The sequence below is a fragment of the Microbacterium sp. SORGH_AS_0505 genome (assembly GCF_030818715.1).
In the GTDB taxonomy this organism is placed as follows: Bacteria; Actinomycetota; Actinomycetes; order Actinomycetales; family Microbacteriaceae; genus Microbacterium.
The window spans coordinates 1811319-1828347 of record NZ_JAUTAT010000001.1 but is presented as its reverse complement, the minus strand read 5'-3'; the positions used below and the strand labels follow the sequence as shown (position 1 = coordinate 1828347).

Here is a 17029-nt window from a genome sequence, read left to right as displayed (position 1 = left end):
CGTCACGGCGCGGCCCTGGCGGGCTCGACATAGGGAGCGTCACCGAGGCATCCCCCAGTTATCTCCCTTACGATCAGCCTATGCCCCACTCGAAACGCACGGCCACCGGTGTGCTCGGAGGCCTGATGGGCCTCGTCGGCCTCAGCACCGTCGCAGGCCTCCTCGTCTCGGCGACCGTCACCCCCGCCATCGCGGTGTCCGGTTATGCCGCCTCGAGCGCGATCCAGATGTTCGAGGACATGCCGAGCTACCTCAAGATCGAGAAGCTCATGCTCCCGACGACGATCTACGCCAAGAACGACGACGGCAAAGACGTCAAACTCACCGAGTTCTACGACCAGAATCGCATCCCGGTCACCTTCGACCAGGTCACCCCGGTCATGTACGACGCGATCCTCTCGAGCGAGGACAAGAACTTCTACACGCATGGCGGCATCGACCTGCTCGGCACGCTCGGCGCCCTCGCGCGCAACGCGACCTCGAGCACGACCCGCGGCGGCTCGTCGATCACACAGCAGTACGTCAAGAACGTGCTGCAGCAGGCGTGCGAGGCCAAGGCCACCGACCAGGACCAGGTGTACGCCTGCTACAAGGAGTCGACCGCCAACGAGGGCACCTCGGGGTATCAGCGCAAGATCCAGGAGATGCGCTACGCGATCCAGCTCGAGAAGAAGTACTCCAAGGACGAGATCCTGATCGGGTACCTCAACATCGCCCACTTCGGCGGGTCGGTGTACGGGATCGGCGCCGCCGCACGTCACTACTTCGACACGACTCCCGACAAGCTCACCATCGAGCAGGCCGCCGTGATCGCCGGCATGGTGCAGGAGCCGAACACTCTGCGTATCGACAAGCCCGGCGGCACGATCACCGCCAAGGACGGCACGCAGGTGAACGGCAAGGAGGACAGCTACCGCCTGACGACGGTCCGTCGCGACTACGTCCTCAACCGACTGCTCGAAGACAAGAAGATCACCCAGGCCGAACACGACGAAGCGATCAAGGCGCCGATCACCCCCAAGATCACGTCGCGTCCGCAGGGCTGTTCGGAGGCGAAGGACTCGGAGTTCTTCTGCGCCTACGTCACGTCGATCATCCGCAAGGACGAAGCCTTCGGGAAGACCGAGAACGACCGGCTGGCGACCCTGCGACGCGGGGGCCTCAAGGTGTACACCACCCTCGACACCTCGCTGCAGAAGAAGGCGAACGAGGCGATTTCCGTCGTCCCGGCTGACGTGAGCTACATGGACCTCGGCGCCTCCGGCGTGCAGGTCGAGGTGGGGACGGGTCGCGTTCTCTCCATGGTGCAGAACCGCCCCTGGAGCGACCAGGTCGGCGAGAAGGGCACCACCCAGGTCAACTACAACGTCCCCACGGCGAACGGCGGCGGAGGCCACTCGGCCGGATCGACCTACAAGGTCTTCAGCCTCATCAACTGGATGCAGCAGGGCCACTCGGTCAACGAGATGCTGAACGGACGCATCGGCAAGAAGACGGTGGAGACGTGCGACGGCAACACCCAGGCGGTGTGGACCGGCCCGGGCAAGGCACCGGACGGCTCGAACCGCATCGGCAACTTCGAGCGAAACCCGGGCTACAGCGGCACGGTCGCCCGCTTCACGAAGGACTCCCTCAACTCCGGCTTCCTCACGATGGCGGAAAAGATCTCAGTCTGCTCCACCAACCGCGTGGCCATGGACCTCGGTGTCACCACCGGCGGCGGCGGACCGCTGGACACCAAGAATCAGCCTTACGACGTGCTCGGGTCCCAGGCCGTGGCGCCGGTCGACATGGCGAACGCCTACGCGGCCATCGCCTCCAACGGCACGCTGTGCGCCGCGAAGGCCATCGATCGCGTCGTGGACGCGGATGGTAAGGAGCAGCCCATCCCCGACACGAAGTGCGAGCGGAAGCTCAGCGAGGACGTTGCCGCTACGGCTGCCTACGTCCTGGAGAGCGTCATGTCCGCCAGCGGAACCGGTAGCGGCGCCCGCACGTTCGACGGCGTTCCGATCTTCGGCAAGACCGGCATCCACGAGTTCATCCACACCTGGATGATCGGGTCGAGCTCCAAGGTCACGACCGCTGTCTGGGTGGGCAACGTCAACGCCATCGAGCGCAACGGCGCGTGGGAGAACGTGCGCCTGGACGAGCATGTCGAGAGCGGGTACAAGCTCTCCCGCATCCGCAACTCGATCTGGCCCGCCATGCAGCGGGCGGCCAACGCCGAGTTCGGGGGCTCCGCCTTCCCGAAGCCGTCCACGGAGCTGACCAAGCGCGCCTACGCCCAGCTGCCCAACGTCGTCGGTCTGGACGTCGACGCCGCGACGCAGCGCATCGAGGCGGCCGGCTTCAGTGTCACCGTCGGCGACCCCGTGGCCTCGCCCGAGGCCGAGGGCACGATCGTCGCGCAGAGCCCCGGTGCCGGCCGCGTCGTGTCGGGCACGACGGTCACGATCAGCCCCAGTGACGGCAAGGGTGTCGTCGTGCCCGGTGTCAGCGGAACGCCGCAACAGGCGGCTGCAGCACTCAACGGCGCCGGATTCACCAACCTCGAGCAGAGCTGCAAGCAGGACGATGCGGCTCCGCCCGAGGGAGTCGTGACCGGCACGGATCCCGCTGCAGGCGAGACGGTCGGACGGGACGACACCATCACGATCCAGTACCAGGCCAAGGACTGCGGCGACGGCGGCGACGACGGCGGCGGCCCCGGCAACGGTAACGGCAACAACGGCAACGGCAACGGCCCGTGAGGCCTGCGTCACGGACCGCCCTCACCGCGCTCGGCGCGGTGGGGGCGGTCGGCGTATCCGCCGCCGTCTGGGGCATCGGCATCGAGCGGTACCTCTTCACGGCGCGTCGTCACGAGCTCGCCGTGCTCCCCGAGGGCAGCCCGTCGCTGACGGTCCTCCACCTGTCGGACGCGCACATGGCCCCGTGGCAGCACCGCAAGCAGCGGTGGATCGCCGACCTGGCAGACGCCGTACAGCCCGATGTCGTCATCAACACGGGCGACAACCTCGGGCACGATGACGGGATCCGCGGCATCCGCGCGGCCTTCGAACCCCTCCGCGGCGTGCCGGGCTTCTTCGTCCACGGCTCGAACGACAAGGTCGCTCCCAGCGGGCGGAACCCGTTGAAGTACTTCACCGGCCCGTCCGACCACCCCGTGCGCGGTCGTCGCCTCGACACCGACGCGTTGGACGCGTATCTGAGCGATCTCGGACAGACCGCCCTCGACAACACGGCGGCGAGCATCCGCGTCGCGGGCCTCCGCGTCGACGCACTCGGCGTCGACGATGCCCACCGGCAGTGGGACGACCTCGAGGCCGCCACCACGGCTTTGGAAGCGCTGCCCGGCGATGACTCCCCCCGGTTGCGACTCGGGGTCACGCACGCGCCGTACCAACGGGTGCTGAACGCGTTCACGGATGCCGGTGCCGACCTCCTCCTCGCCGGTCACACTCACGGGGGCCAGGTCCGCATCCCCTTCGCGAGGAAGGCGCTCGTGGCCAACTGCGACATCCCGCTCGACCAGGCCCGCGGGCGGAGCGAGTGGACGCACGCAGGACGGACCGTTCCCCTGAACGTCAGCGCCGGTCTCGGCCACTCCATCTACGCCCCCATCCGGTTCGGCTGCCGGCCCGAGGCATCCGTCCTCGTCCTCCGCGCCCGACGCGCCGACGATTCGCCCGAGAGGCGGTCGGCAGGGTAAGCTTGGAGGGTTGCCACGGGGTGTGGCGCAGCTTGGTAGCGCGCGTCGTTCGGGACGACGAGGCCGCAGGTTCAAATCCTGTCACCCCGACCGCAGAGAGGCTCCGCCGGATTCCGGCGGGGCCTTTCGCATCCCTCCCCGGAGGGGCCATCGCACCTCCCACGGAACGGAGCACCATGACCTCTCCCCGCCTCGTCGCGTTCGATCTCGACGACACACTCGCCCCCTCGAAGACGGCGATCGACCCGCGCATGGGCGACCTGCTCCTCCGGCTCGCCGAGCGCGTCGAGGTCGCGATCATCTCCGGTGGTCAGCTGCAGCAGTTCCAGACCCAGGTGGTCGAGCGCCTGCCCGAGACGGATGCCGCGACCCTCGCCCGCCTGCACCTGATGCCGACATGCGGCACGCAGTACTACCGCCTCACGACGGACGGCATCGAGACGGTGTACGCGCTCTCGCTGACCGACGACGAGAAGTCCCGCGCCCTCGCCGCCGTCGAGGAGGAGGCGAAGCGCCTCGGCCTCTGGGAGAGCCAGACCTGGGGCCCCATCCTCGAGGACCGCGGCTCGCAGATCACGTTCTCCGCACTCGGCCAGTCCGCACCCCTCGACGCCAAGACGGCGTGGGACCCGACCGGCGAGAAGAAGAACGCCTTGCGCGACGCCGTGGCCGCCCGCATCCCGGACCTCGAAGTCCGCTCGGGCGGGTCGACGTCGGTCGACATCACGCACCGCGGCATCGACAAGGCCTACGGTATGCGCAAACTCGCCGAGCAGACCGGCATCCCCCTCGATGACATGCTCTTCGTCGGCGACCGCCTCGACGAGCACGGCAACGACTACCCCGTCCTGGCCATGGGTGTCACCTGTCACGCCGTGGAGGGCTGGGAGGACACCGCAGCCTTCCTCGACGAGCTGATCCCCACGCTCTGAGGCGTCAGCGCAGCCGGTCGCCCGACTCGCGCAGGTAGCACCGCGCGCACATCGACTCGTACGTGACCCGGTCGGACGACAGCTCATCGATCGCGACCTGGTCGCCGTCGAAGACGAACCGTCCGCCGACGAGCCGCGGGTTGAAGAGCGCCTTGCTGCCGCACCGGCAGATGGTCTTGAGCTCCTCGAGGCTGTGCGCGAGCTCCATGAGTCGCGCGGACCCGGGGAAGGCCCGGGTCTGGAAGTCCGTTCGGATGCCGTAAGCGAGGACGGGGATGCCGTCGCTCACCGCGATCCGGAGCAGGTCGTCGATCTGCTCCGGGGTCAGGAACTGAGCCTCGTCCACGAGCAGACAGGCGACGTCGGTGCGGACGTCGGGTACGAGAGCAGCCTCCGCCTCGCGCTGGACGCGCCGACGATGCTGGGCGAACAGCTCGCGAGCATCGTCGTCGGGGCCGATGAGGAAGTCGACGGTGCGCTCGACGCCGAGGCGACTCGAGATCTGGTCGGCGCCCTTCGTGTCGATCGCGGGCTTGGCCAGCAGCACATGCTGGCCGCGTTCTTCGTAGTTGAACGCCGCCTGCAGCAGGGCCGTCGACTTGCCCGAATTCATCGCGCCGTAGCGGAAGTACAGCTTCGCCACGGGCGCGCCTCAGACGTTGATCTGCAGCGCGGCTGCGGTCTTCTGCAGAACCTCGGAGGCCGTCTCGGGAGACGTGTTGAGCGTCTGACCGTACGTGGGGATGAGCGTCTTCAGGGTGGGCTCCCAGCCCGCCAGGCGGTCGGGGAAGCACGTCTTCAGCAGGCCGAGCATGATCGACGCGCCCGTCGAGGCCCCCGGAGAGGCACCCAGCAGACCCGCGATCGACCCATCGGCGGAGCTGACGACCTCGGTGCCGAACTGCAGCACGCCACCCTTCTTCGGGTCCTTCTTCATGACCTGCGCACGCTGGCCCGCCTGCAGCAGCTCCCAGTCCTCGTCCCGCGCGCTCGGCATGAAGTCGCGGAGGGAATCGACCTTCTTGCCGTGGCCCTTCAGCAGTTCGCTGACGAGGTACTTGATGAGGCCCGGGTTGTCGACGGCGACCTTCAGCATCGGCAGGATGTTGCCGGGCCGCACCTGGGCGATGATGTCGGTCATCCGACCGTTCTTGAGGAACTTCGGGCTGAACGTCGCGAACGGACCGAACAGCAGGGACGCCTCACCGTCGACGACGCGCGTGTCGAGGTGCGGCACCGACATGGGGGGCGCACCGACGGAGGCCTGCGAGTAGACCTTCGCCTTGTGCTGCGCGACGAGCTCGGGCTTCGAGGTCTTCAGCCACTGGCCGCCGATCGGGAACACGCCGTAGCCCGAGATCTCGGGGATGCCGGAGCGCTGCAGGAGCTTGATGGCCCAGCCGCCCGCGCCCACGAAGACGAACCGCGCGCGCACCTTGCCGGGCGTGCGACCGACCGTGTGACGGTAGGTGACCTCCCACGTGCCGTCCTTCTCGCGCTTCAGGTTCCGGACCTCGCGGTTGGTCTCGACGTCGACACCGGAAGCGGCGAGGTGCTCGAAGAGCTGGCGCGTGAGCGAACCGAAGTCGACGTCGGTGCCGGCGGGGACGCGGGTGGCCGCGAACGGCTCGCCCTTGCGGCGCTTCTGCATGAGCAGCGGCGCCCACTCGTTGATGACGCGGGAGTCCTCGGAGTACTCGATGCCGGCGAACAGCGGCTGCTCCCTGAGCACTTCGTAGCGCTTCTTGAGGAAGGCGACATCCTTCTCGCCGCGGACGAAGGTCATGTGCGGCGTCGCGTTGATGAAGGTGGACGGCTCATCGAGGACGCCGCGCTCGATGAGCGCGCTCCACAGCTGACGCGACTGCTGGAACTGCTCGTTGATGCCGATCGCCTTGGCCGGGTCGATCTTTCCGTCCGGACCCTCGGGCGTGTAGTTCAGCTCGCAGAGGGCGGCGTGACCCGTACCCGCGTTGTTCCACGCGTTGGAGGACTCCTGGGCGACCTCGGAGAGGCGTTCGAAGACGCCGATCTTCCAGTCCGGTTCGAGCTGCTGCAGGAGGGTGCCGAGCGTGGCGCTCATGATGCCGCCGCCGATGAGCAGGGCGTCGTAGGTGTCCGTCGGACTCACTGCGGCGGGGCCGGCTGCTGCGGCGTTCTCGGCGGCCTGATCGTCTGCTCCGGGATTGTCAGTCACGGTCATCCAGTCTACGTCGCCGCCACGGCGGGAGTCGCCGCCCGCCGCCGGTCGAGGCGGCAGGAAAGCGGGTTCTTTCCCCTGATGAAAGGCGGATGCCGGGTCCCACCGCGCGGGGCGGGACCCGGCATCCGTCCTCAGACGCGGGCGGCCAGGTCGGCCGCGACGAGCTCGGCGATCTGGACGGCGTTGAGCGCCGCGCCCTTGCGGAGGTTGTCGTTGCTGATGAAGAGCACGAGCCCCTTGCCCTCGGGCGCGGACTGGTCGGCGCGGATGCGTCCGACGAGGCTCGGGTCAGCTCCGGCGGCAGCGAGCGGCGTGGGGACGTCGGCCAGGGCGACGCCTGCGGCGTCCGCGAGGACCTCACGGGCGCGGTCGGGCGAGATGTCCTGCGCGAACTCCGCGTGGATCGACAGCGAGTGGCCCGTGAAGACCGGAACGCGGACGCACGTGCCGGCGACGCGGAGGCCCGGGAGCTCGAGGATCTTGCGGCTCTCGTTGCGGAGCTTCTTCTCCTCGTCAGTCTCGTTGTCGCCGTCGTCGACGAGGCTGCCCGCGAACGGGATGACGTTGAAGGCGATGGGCGCGACGTACTTCTGCGGCTCGGGGAAGTCCACCGCGGCGCCGTCGTGGACGAGGCCGACGGCTCCGCCCTGGGCGACGACGGATTCGACCTGGCCGAGGAGCTCCTCGGCGCCCGCGAGACCGGAGCCCGAGACCGCCTGGTACGTGCTGACGGTGAGTCGGACGAGCTCCGCCTCGACGTGCAGCGGCTTCAGGACGGGCATCGCGGCCATCGTCGTGCAGTTCGGGTTGGCGATGATGCCCTTGGGCAGGTTGCGGATCGCGTGCGGGTTGACCTCGCTGACGACGAGCGGCACCTCGGGGTCCATGCGCCAGGCGCTCGAGTTGTCGATGACGACGGCGCCGGCTTCCGCGAAGCGCGGGGCGTGGGCGCGTGATCCGGTTGCACCCGCCGAGAACAGGGCGATCTGGATGCCGCTGGGGTCCGCCGTCGCGACGTCCTCGACGACGATCTCGCGACCGTCGACCTCGATCGTCGAGCCCGCCGAGCGTGCCGTCGCGAACAGGCGCAGCTCGCGGATCGGGAAAGCGCGGTCGACGAGGATGTCGCGCATCACCGTCCCGACCTGTCCGGTGGCGCCGACGACGGCGACGGAGAATCCCGATTCGGAGAAGACGGTCATGGTGCGGTTCCTCGAGGGTGCGGCGCCGCGCGACGGGACGTCGCGGCAGGGCGCAGGAGAGCGGGTTCCGGCGATTCTACCGGCGCGCCGGGTACCGCGATCCGCATGTGTCGCCGCGGGACGCTACACCCACGCGCGAAGCTTCTCGGGGTTCCGCATCATCCAGACATCGGTGATCCGATCACCATCGGTGGCGAAGGTGACCGCGGCCGCGAGGACGCCGTCGACCCGGATCGCGAACCCGAGCCCGTCTCCGGTGACGGCCGGCTCGTAGGTCGCGGTCGGCTGCTTGGCCGCGAGCCCGAGCAGGAAGCGCGCGACGTGGTCCGCCCCGCGGACCGGCCGCCGCGCGGCGGACACGATCCCGCCGCCGTCGGAGACCAGGACGACGTCGGGCGCGAGCACCCGGACGAGGGCGTCGAGACTCCCGCTCGCACTCGCGGCGGCGAAGGCCGCGATCAGTTCGTCGTGACGGCCCCGCGGGACGCCGGCGCCCGCGCGGCGCCCGACGTGACGGCGAGCGGATGCCGCCAATTGCCGGCACGCGGCCGCCGACCTCCCCAGCACCTCGGCGATCTCGGCGAACGGCACCGCGAACGCCTCGTGCAGCACGAAGGCGACGCGCTCGGCGGGGGTGAGCGTCTCCAGCACCACCAGGAGGGCGGTCGACACGCCCTCGGCCCCGACGACGACATCGACAGGGTCACCGGACGCGCCGACGGGAACCGGCTCGGGCAGCCACTCCCCCACGTACGTCTCGTGCCGGACGCGTGCGGAGCCCAGCACGTCGAGGCAGATCCGTCCCGTCACGCGCATGAGCCAGCCGCCGGGATTCTCGATGGCCTCGCGCTCGGATGCGCTCAATCGCAGCCACCGGACGTAGGCCTCCTGCACGGCGTCCTCAGCGTCGGCCAACGTTCCGAGCATGCGGTACGCCGCGGCGACGAGCGTACGGCGGGAGGCGTCGACGTCGCCGATCGGGCGGGTCGCGGCATCCGTCATGGCGATCTCCGTCCCGGGCCTCACATTCGGGGAGGCTGCGTCGTCACCACAGTGACACACCTTCGGAAGGGACGACATGAAGATCGCAGTGGCAGGCGGGACAGGCACGGTGGGACGGCTCGTGGTGGAGCGAGCGCGGGAGGCGCGGCACGACGTCGTCGTCCTCTCGCGCGCCGCGGGGGTGGACCTCCGGGACCGGGCGGCGGTCGAGCGCGCCCTCGCGGGGACGGAGGCGGTCATCGACGCAGCGAGCGTCGGCACGACCAGCGCGGCGACGGCGACGGAGTTCTTCGCCGCGGCGTCCGGCACCCTCCTCTCCGCCGCGGCGAGCACCGGGGTCGGGCATGCCGTGCTCCTGTCGATCGTCGGGATCGACCGGAACCCGAACGGCTACTACGCCGGCAAGGTCCGGCAGGAGCAGCTCTTCGAGGACAGCGCCGTGCCGTGGAGCATCCTGCGGGCGACGCAGTTCCACGAGTTCGCCGGGCAGGTCGCGGTGCAGGCGCGCCTCGGGCCGCTTCAGCTCGCTCCGCGTGCACGGGTGCAGCCGGTCGCCGCGGCGGAGGTCGCGGCGCAGCTCATCGACCTCGCCGTCGCAGGCGCGCAGGGGCGGGTGCCGGACCTCGCCGGTCCCCGCGAGGAACGCCTGGACCGGATGATCCGGGCCTGGGTGCACCGCGACGGATCGCGGCGGCTCGTCATTCCGGTGGACATCCCGGGCGCTCAGATGCGCGGCATGCGCGAGGGCCTCGCCCTGCCGGGACCGGGGGCGACCATCGCCGGGCCGAGCTTCGTCGACTGGCTCCGCACGCAGAGGTGACGCGTCAGCGACCGGTGCCGGCGTGGACGACGGCTTCGGTGTCGCCGTCGAGCCCGTAGGCCGTGTGCACGACGCGCGCGGCCTCGGCGAGGTCGTCGCCGCGGACGACGACCGAGATGCGGATCTCCGAGGTCGAGATCATCTCGATGTTGACGCCCGTCGTCGACAGGGCCTCGAACAGCGTCGCCGAGACACCGGAGTGCGTGCGCATGCCGGCGCCGACGACCGAGAGCTTGCCGATCTGGTCGTCGTGGACGAGCTTGTCGAAGCCGACCGCGCCCTGCTCGACCGAGAGGGCGCGCAGCGCCGTGGACGCCTCGGCCTTGGGGAGCGTGAAGGAGATGTCGGTGCGGCCGGTCGCGGCGGCTGACACGTTCTGCACGATCATGTCGACGTTCGCGCCGGACTTCGCCACGATCTTGAAGATGTCGGCGGCCTTGCCGGGGACGTCGGGCACACCGACGACGGTGATCTTGGCCTGGCTGAGGTCGGTGGCGACACCGGTGACGATGGGCTCTTCCATCTCTTCTCCCTCTTCGTGGTCGGGGGCGGTCATCCCCGCACCGAGAACATACGTGCCGACGCCCGAGCTGAAGGTCGAGCGAGCGTGGATCATGACGCCGTGGCGGCGGGCGAATTCGACGGCGCGGATGTAGAGCACCTTCGCCCCGTTCGCGGCGAGCTCGAGCATCTCCTCGGAGGTGACGGTCGCAAGCTTGCGTGCCTTCGGCACGACGCGGGGGTCGGCCGTGAAGATGCCGTCGACGTCGCTGTAGATCTCGCAGACGTCGGCATTCAAGGCGGCGGCGAGCGCGACGGCGGTCGTGTCGGACCCGCCGCGGCCGAGCGTTGTGATGTCGCGGGTGTCGCGACTGAACCCCTGGAAGCCGGCGACGATGACGATCGCTCCCTCGTCGAGCGCCTCGCGCACGCGCACCGGCGTGACGTCGACGATCCGCGCGGCGCCGTGTGAGCTGTCGGTGATCATGCCGGCCTGGCTGCCCGTGAACGAGCGCGCCTCGAAGCCCATCGAGTTGATCGCCATCGCCAGCAGCGCCATCGAGATCCGCTCACCGCTGGAGAGCAGCATGTCGAGCTCGCGCGGCGCCGGCAGCGGCGAGACCTGCGAGGCGAGGTCGAGCAGCTCGTCGGTCGTGTCACCCATCGCGCTGACGGCGACGACGACGTCGTGACCGGCACGTCGGGCGTCGACGATCCGCTTCGCGACGCGGCGGATGCTCTCGGCGTCGGCGACGGACGAACCGCCGTACTTCTGGACGATCAGGGCCATGGTCGGATACTCCCGGGTGGATGCCGGGCGCAGCCGGCGGGCGGTGACTCACGCCCGGGCACCATCCTACGGAGCGCCTCGTACCGCCACCGCCATGTGACGCCCGCGAGAGCCGCTCATTTAGGCTGGACGACATGGGACGACGCCAGTTCTTCACGTCGCTGCAGGCGCTCGTCCGCTCCCCCGAGAGCTCGGCGCCGCACACCGAGATGCTGCCGGTGATCGACGACGCCTTCGCGGTCGGGGTCCTCGATCTCAGCATCCGCATCGGGGAGTCGATGCTCGCCTCGGGCGCGCCCGCGAGCGAGGTCACCCTGACGATCGTGCGGGTCGCCGGCGTCTACGGACTCGACCCCGTCCACGTCGATGTCAGCTACAACTCGATCATCGTGGCGCACCATCGGAGCGGCGCAGACAAGCCGATCACCCTCATGCGGGTCGTCCGCAGCCAGGCCCCCGATCATGCCCGCCTGCAGCGACTTCAGGCCCTCGTCACCCAGATCAGGGGCGGGATGCCGGTCGACGCCGCGCGCGCCGAGTTCCGTGTCGTGCGCCGCACACCGTTCGCCTACCACCCGCCCGTCATCGTCACTGCGCAGGCGCTCCTCGCGGTCGGCGTCGCCCTCATGTTCGGCGCCAACTGGCTCGTCATCCTGCTCTCCTTCATCGCCGCGGGAGGAGCCGCGATCACGCAGTTCCTCCTCGGCCGTGCCCACGTCCCCTTCTTCTTCAGCCAGGTCGCCGGCGCCTTCGTCCTGACGCTCATCGCCGCCGTCGCGCCCAGCCTCGAGGCGACGGGGTGGCCCGTCGCGCAGGACATCAAACCGACGGTCATCGTCGCATCGGGGATCGTGCTGATGCTCGCAGGGCTCACCGTGGTGGGCGCCGCGCAGGACGCGATCGACGGGTTCGCCCTGACGGCGACGGGCCGCATCCTCGAGCTCATGACGCAGACCCTCGGCGTCGTCCTCGGCATCCTCGCGGGCCTCGAGACCGCCCGGGTGGTGGGTGCCGGAATGGACGTCCCCAACGACCCGCTGCCGTTCGGACCGCTCCCGCTGCAGTTCGTCGGCGCGGCGCTCATCGCCGTCTCGGTCACGATCTACAACGGAGCCGGCCTTCGCGTCGTGGCGGTCAGCGTGGGTCTGAGTGTCGTCGCCTGGGCGGGGTACACCGCGGCATCCGCTCTCGGCTTCGAAACGGCGGCCGCGAGCGGCGTCGGCGCCTTCGCGGGCAGCCTCGTCGGCATCCTCGCGGCGTACCGGCTGCACGTGCCGTCGGTCGCCATCACGACCGCGGCGATCCTCCCCATGGTCCCCGGAGCGGCCGTCTTCCGCGGGCTCCTCGGTGTCGTCGAATCGGGCAGCAGCACAGCCCTGCTGCTCTCGGGCTTCACGACCCTCGCCTCGGCGGCGACGATCGGGATCGCCCTCGCGGTCGGCGCGTCGCTCGGCATCTACGTCGGCCAGCCGCTGCGCGCGTCGCTGGGCACGGTCATCCGGGCTCGCGCGCGCGAGCGCTCCTGACCTCCGCCCTCAACGCGCCCCCAGGCTCTGCCTTAGGCTCGCCGCATGAGCTCTGCCAGTGACGAGATCTGGAACCGTGCCGTCGACCTCGACGAACCGCTTTCCCTCCCCGGCGACCTCGCCGTCCGGCGGGTGCTGACCTTCCACGCCACGGTCCAGGGCGGCGGCTTCTGGAACGCGATCGAGTCGCACTCCGCGGACGAGGAGTTCCCCCTCGACGCCGTGGCCGACGGCTATCGCACCCTGGGTCTCGAACCGACGGCCGAGGCCGTCGACCGCGCCGCAGCGGAGTACGACGAGACCGCCGGCATCGGCGACGACGACGCGTGGGGCGAGGCCGAGGAGCGCGTCACCGAGGAATACCGCATCGAGGACGAGGACATCGCAGCTGCCGTCGAACGCACGCTCGCGCAGGAGCCGGAGCTGTTCGCCCCGACCGACTGACCTCAGACCGCGCGGCGGCCCTCGAACGCGCGACCGAGCGTGACCTCGTCCGCGTACTCGAGGTCGCCGCCGACCGGCAACCCCGAGGCGAGCCGGGTGACGCTGATCTCGAGAGTGCGGAGCAGGCGGCTGAGGTAGGTCGCCGTCGCCTCGCCTTCGAGGTTGGGATTGGTGGCGAGGATGACCTCTGTCACGGTGCCGTCGGCGAGGCGCTGCATGAGCTGCGCGATCCGCAGATCGTCGGGGCCGATGCCCGCCATCGGACTGATCGAGCCGCCGAGCACGTGGTAGAGACCGCGGAACTCGCGCGTGCGCTCGATGGCCGAGACATCCTTCGCGTCCTCGACGACGCAGATGAAGGTGCGGTCGCGCCGCGGATCACGGCAGATGGAGCACTGCGCCTGCTCCGAGACGTTGCCGCAGATCTCGCAGAAGCGCACGCGCTCGCGGAGCTCGGACAGCAACTGCGCCAGTCGGGACACGTCGAACGACGGGGTCTGCAGGATGTGGAACGCGATGCGCTGGGCCGACTTCGGGCCGATGCCGGGAAGACGACCGAATTCGTCGATCAGGTCTTGGACGATGCCGTCGTACATGGATCAGTTGAACCTCGTCGGAGGGGTGTACGGCTCTTCGCGGACGAAGCGCGCACCCAGAAGCTGGCGGACGGCGGCCTCGCCGACCCGCTCGATCCCGCCAGGGCGAGGTCCGCGGGGCGGCTCGGGGGCGGGACGGGGCGGCGGCGAGTGGACGGGAACCGGAGCATCGGCATCCACCGGCGGCGGGATGTCGTCCTCGTCATCGTCGGACGGGGCCTCGGCAGGAAGGACATCGCCCTCGCGCTGCACCGTGAGCGTCCGCACCGGTGACGGCGCCGCATCCTCGGGCTCGTCGTCGACGGGGAACTGCGCGGCCGGTGCGTTGTCGTCGGTCGGGATCGGGGCGACCGCCCACTCGGTCACAGGCGCCGCCGAAGCGGGCGCGGACCGGGTCGCTGACGCGGGCCGGGATGCCGCGACCGGCGACACCCCGTAGCCGCCCTCGGGCGCGTCGGGCTCGGGCGGTGCGTCCGGACCGATCCCGCCGGGCGGCGGCGGCGGAGTCGGATCGGTGTCATGGCGGGTGAGGTACTTCACCCGCACGCCGAGCACCGACAGGATCGCGCTGCGGAGGTCCTCGCTCGGCCCCTTGCCTGCGGAGAGCTTCTTGAACGACTGCACGTCGGAGTGACTCTGGAACGACAGCGTCAGGATGTCGCCTTCGGCGTACGCGACCGGACGCGACGCGGTGGCGATCATCCACGAGGTGCGGCTGATGTCTTCGAGGCGGCGCAGGATCTCGGGCCACGCGTCGCGGATCTGCTCGAAGGTCACCGGCCCGGTGGGGACCGCCGGCTCGGGAGCGGCAACGGGCGGAGCCGACGCGGGCTCGGGGGTCGCGGCGGGCGCAGGCGCCTGTGCTGCTGCAGGCGCCTGTGCTGCCGCAGGTGCCTGTGTTACTGCAGGTGCCGCGGGAGGGGTCGATGCCGACGCGGTCGCCGCGGGGCGAGGCGCAGCCGCCGACTGCGGAGCGGGAGCGGCCGCCGGGACCGAGGCCGCGGGGGCGCCGGCATCCGTCGCCGCGAGCACGCGTGCCACGAGGAGCTCCAGCTGCAGACGGGGCGAGGTCGTGCCGGTCATGTCGTCGAGCGCCGCCACGACGAGGTCGGCGATCCGTGAGAGCCGGTCGGTGCCGAACGCGGATGCCTGTCGCGCCATGCGCTCGAGCTCGTCGACCGGCACCCCGCGCAGCACGGCGCGGGCGCCCTCGCCGGTCGCGGCCACGATGATGAGGTCGCGCAGGCGCTCGAGCAGGTCGTCGACGAAGCGCCGCGGATCCTGACCGGTCTGCACGACGCGGTCGACGGCTCCGAACGCGGCCGCCGCGTCGTGGGACGAGAAGGCGTCGACGACCTCGTCGAGCAGCTCGGCGTGCGTGTACCCGAGGAGGGCGACGGCCCGCTCGTAGCCGACGGCGCCGTCCTCGGACCCGGCGATGAGCTGATCGAGCAGCGACAGCGTGTCACGGGGGGATCCGCCGCCCGCGCGGACGACGAGGGGCAGCACGCCCGCCTCGACGGAGACGCCCTCGGTGGCGCAGAGCTGCTCGACGTACTCGAGCATCGCGGCGGGCGCGACCAGGCGGAACGGATAGTGGTGGGTGCGCGAGCGGATGGTGCCGATGACCTTCTCGGGCTCGGTCGTCGCGAAGATGAACTTGACGTGCGCGGGCGGCTCCTCGACGAGCTTGAGCAGCGCGTTGAAGCCCTGCGCCGTGACCATGTGGGCCTCGTCGAGGATGAAGATCTTGAACCGGTCGCGTGCGGGCGCGAACACGGCGCGCTCGCGGAGGTCGCGCGCGTCGTCGACGCCGTTGTGGGATGCCGCGTCGATCTCGACCACGTCGAGGGAGCCGCCCCCGCCGCGACTGAGCTCGACGCAGGAGTCGCATGTGCCGCACGGAGTGTCGGTCGGACCCTGCGCGCAGTTGAGGCAGCGTGCGAGGATGCGCGCCGAGGTCGTCTTGCCGCACCCGCGCGGACCCGAGAAGAGGTACGCATGACCGACGCGGTCGCTGCGGAGCGCTGTCATGAGCGGCTCGGTCACCTGGCTCTGCCCGATCATCTCGCCGAAGGTCTCCGGGCGATAACGGCGGTACAGAGCGGTGGTCACCACAACAGACTACGGCGTGGCACCGACATCCGATCCGGTGCTCGCCCCCGGGAACAGCGCGCCCTCGGCGGGCGTTGCAGCGACCATGTCCCCCGCGCCCGTCGATGTCCTCGTCATCGGGGCAGGTCAGGCGGGACTGAGCGCTGCGTACCACCTGCGTCGCCGCGGGTTCGTCCCTCTCGGTGACGCTGACGGCTCGCCCACCTTCGTCGTGCTCGACGCTGAGTCCGAGCCCGGCGGCGCGTGGCAGCACCGCTGGGCGACCCTGCGCATGGGGACGGTGAACGGCATCCATGAACTGCCCGGTTACGCCGTGCCGCCGGCCGATCCGCAGGCCCCGAGCCGCGAGGTCCTGCCCGCCTACTTCGCCGCGTACGAGGATCGGTTCGACCTGCGCGTGCGACGCCCCGTCCGAGTCCGCGCGGTCCGACGCGCGGACGACGATCCGCGCGGGCTGCTGACGGTGGATGCGCAGGATGCCGACGGCCCGCTCTCGTGGTCGGCGCGATACGTCGTCAACGCCACCGGGACGTGGCGGAAGCCGTTCTGGCCGACCTACCCCGGGCAGAGCTCGTTCGCGGGCCGTCAGCTGCACGTCCACGACTACCGGTCCGCCGAGGAGTTCCGTGATCAGCGCGTCGTCATCGTGGGTGCCGGGGTCTCGGCGATCCAACTGCTCGACGAGATCTCGCAGGTGACCGACACGTTCTGGGTGTCGCGCACCGAGCCCCAGTGGGACGCGACCGGGTTCGATACGGCCGCGCGGATCCAGGCGATCGCGGGCGTGGAGGAACGCGTCCGGCAGGGGCTGCCGCCGGGGAGCGTCGTCTCGGTCACGGGCGCTCACTGGTCGCCGTGGGCGGAGGCCGCAGAGGACCGCGGCGCCCTGGTGTGGCATCCGATGTTCACCGCCATCGAACCGGAGGGCGTACGGATGCCCGACGGCACCCTCCAGCCCGCGGACGTCATCCTCTGGGCCACCGGTTTCCGCGCCGACATCGCGCACCTCGCACCGCTGCGGCTGCGCACCGCGGCCGGCGGCGTCCGCGTGCGCGACACCCGCGCGATCGACGAGCCGCGCCTGTTCCTCATCGGGTACGGCCCGTCGCAGTCGACGGTCGGTGCGAACCGCGCCGGTCGCGACGCGGTCCGGATGATCGTCCGCGACCGCGCCGCCGACTGA

At 70.4% G+C, this 17029-nt stretch carries 14 protein-coding genes and 1 tRNA gene; 8 read left to right on the top strand and 7 right to left on the bottom strand.

Annotation, left to right across the window (positions count from 1 at the left end; translation table 11 throughout):
• Positions 1–80 precede the first annotated feature (80 nt).
• The 4 genes from QE428_RS08945 (at position 81) to QE428_RS08930 (ending at position 4647) form a co-directional block, all read left to right on the top strand.
• Positions 81–2753 carry a transglycosylase domain-containing protein gene (locus QE428_RS08945; protein ID WP_307468262.1) on the top strand — a complete coding sequence of 891 codons (2673 nt, stop codon included), beginning with the start codon at positions 81–83 and terminating at the stop codon, positions 2751–2753.
• On the top strand, positions 2750–3715 hold the full coding sequence (locus tag QE428_RS08940; protein WP_307468258.1) for a metallophosphoesterase: 966 nt from the start codon (positions 2750–2752) through the stop codon (positions 3713–3715). Before QE428_RS08945 ends, QE428_RS08940 begins: the two co-directional genes overlap by 4 nt.
• 16 nt (positions 3716–3731) lie before the next feature.
• Positions 3732–3805: transfer RNA gene (locus QE428_RS08935), tRNA-Pro, on the top strand.
• Between the two features lie 86 nt (positions 3806–3891).
• Positions 3892–4647, top strand: a complete 756-nt coding sequence (locus tag QE428_RS08930; protein ID WP_307468255.1) for an HAD-IIB family hydrolase — start codon at positions 3892–3894, stop codon at positions 4645–4647.
• A 4-nt stretch (positions 4648–4651) separates the two neighbouring features.
• On the opposite strand, the gene QE428_RS08925 is transcribed toward QE428_RS08930, so the two are convergent.
• From QE428_RS08925 to sigJ, 4 genes are all read right to left on the bottom strand, one after another.
• Positions 4652–5290: a thymidine kinase gene (locus tag QE428_RS08925; RefSeq protein ID WP_133398390.1), complete on the bottom strand. Its 639-nt coding sequence runs from the start codon at positions 5288–5290 to the stop codon at positions 4652–4654.
• Positions 5291–5299: 9 nt separating this feature from the next.
• Complete coding sequence (locus QE428_RS08920; RefSeq protein WP_307468250.1) at positions 5300–6850, bottom strand: malate:quinone oxidoreductase; 1551 nt, start codon at positions 6848–6850, stop codon at positions 5300–5302.
• A gap of 131 nt (positions 6851–6981) precedes the next feature.
• Positions 6982–8052 carry an aspartate-semialdehyde dehydrogenase gene (locus tag QE428_RS08915; protein WP_307468248.1) on the bottom strand — a complete coding sequence of 357 codons (1071 nt, stop codon included), beginning with the start codon at positions 8050–8052 and terminating at the stop codon, positions 6982–6984.
• A gap of 123 nt (positions 8053–8175) precedes the next feature.
• Positions 8176–9078, bottom strand: coding sequence for an RNA polymerase sigma factor SigJ (gene sigJ / locus QE428_RS08910; RefSeq protein WP_240741226.1), 903 nt, complete (start codon positions 9076–9078; stop codon positions 8176–8178).
• Positions 9079–9130: 52 nt separating this feature from the next.
• Between sigJ and QE428_RS08905 the strand changes: the two genes are divergently transcribed.
• Positions 9131–9874 carry an SDR family oxidoreductase gene (locus QE428_RS08905; RefSeq protein WP_307468243.1) on the top strand — a complete coding sequence of 248 codons (744 nt, stop codon included), beginning with the start codon at positions 9131–9133 and terminating at the stop codon, positions 9872–9874.
• A 4-nt stretch (positions 9875–9878) separates the two neighbouring features.
• Here the strand turns inward: QE428_RS08905 and QE428_RS08900 are convergent, their stop codons facing one another.
• Positions 9879–11165, bottom strand: coding sequence for an aspartate kinase (locus tag QE428_RS08900; RefSeq protein ID WP_091352022.1), 1287 nt, complete (start codon positions 11163–11165; stop codon positions 9879–9881).
• A gap of 134 nt (positions 11166–11299) precedes the next feature.
• Between QE428_RS08900 and QE428_RS08895 the strand changes: the two genes are divergently transcribed.
• Both QE428_RS08895 and QE428_RS08890 read left to right on the top strand, forming a co-directional pair.
• Positions 11300–12691 (top strand): threonine/serine exporter ThrE family protein, encoded by a 1392-nt coding sequence (locus QE428_RS08895; protein ID WP_307468238.1) that lies wholly within the window; start codon positions 11300–11302, stop codon positions 12689–12691.
• Between the two features lie 45 nt (positions 12692–12736).
• Complete coding sequence (locus tag QE428_RS08890) at positions 12737–13135, top strand: hypothetical protein (protein WP_307468235.1); 399 nt, start codon at positions 12737–12739, stop codon at positions 13133–13135.
• Positions 13136–13137: 2 nt separating this feature from the next.
• Here the strand turns inward: QE428_RS08890 and recR are convergent, their stop codons facing one another.
• Positions 13138–13731, bottom strand: a complete 594-nt coding sequence (gene recR, locus QE428_RS08885; RefSeq protein WP_133398395.1) for a recombination mediator RecR — start codon at positions 13729–13731, stop codon at positions 13138–13140.
• Between the two features lie 3 nt (positions 13732–13734).
• On the bottom strand, positions 13735–15846 hold the full coding sequence (locus tag QE428_RS08880) for a DNA polymerase III subunit gamma and tau (protein ID WP_307468232.1): 2112 nt from the start codon (positions 15844–15846) through the stop codon (positions 13735–13737).
• A gap of 85 nt (positions 15847–15931) precedes the next feature.
• Here QE428_RS08880 and QE428_RS08875 point away from each other — a divergent pair, with 85 nt between their 5' ends.
• Positions 15932–17029, top strand: coding sequence for an NAD(P)-binding domain-containing protein (locus tag QE428_RS08875; protein ID WP_307470701.1), 1098 nt, complete (start codon positions 15932–15934; stop codon positions 17027–17029).

Coding starts and splice junctions, on each gene's coding strand:
- QE428_RS08945 (WP_307468262.1), top strand. CDS start 81: ATGCCCCACTCGAAACGCACGGCCACCGGTGTGCTCGGAGGCCTGATG.
- QE428_RS08930 (WP_307468255.1), top strand. CDS start 3,892: ATGACCTCTCCCCGCCTCGTCGCGTTCGATCTCGACGACACACTCGCC.
- QE428_RS08920 (WP_307468250.1), bottom strand. CDS start 6,850: ATGACCGTGACTGACAATCCCGGAGCAGACGATCAGGCCGCCGAGAAC.
- QE428_RS08915 (WP_307468248.1), bottom strand. CDS start 8,052: ATGACCGTCTTCTCCGAATCGGGATTCTCCGTCGCCGTCGTCGGCGCC.
- QE428_RS08905 (WP_307468243.1), top strand. CDS start 9,131: ATGAAGATCGCAGTGGCAGGCGGGACAGGCACGGTGGGACGGCTCGTG.
- QE428_RS08900 (WP_091352022.1), bottom strand. CDS start 11,165: ATGGCCCTGATCGTCCAGAAGTACGGCGGTTCGTCCGTCGCCGACGCC.
- QE428_RS08895 (WP_307468238.1), top strand. CDS start 11,300: ATGGGACGACGCCAGTTCTTCACGTCGCTGCAGGCGCTCGTCCGCTCC.
- QE428_RS08890 (WP_307468235.1), top strand. CDS start 12,737: ATGAGCTCTGCCAGTGACGAGATCTGGAACCGTGCCGTCGACCTCGAC.
- recR (WP_133398395.1), bottom strand. CDS start 13,731: ATGTACGACGGCATCGTCCAAGACCTGATCGACGAATTCGGTCGTCTT.
- QE428_RS08875 (WP_307470701.1), top strand. CDS start 15,932: ATGTCCCCCGCGCCCGTCGATGTCCTCGTCATCGGGGCAGGTCAGGCG.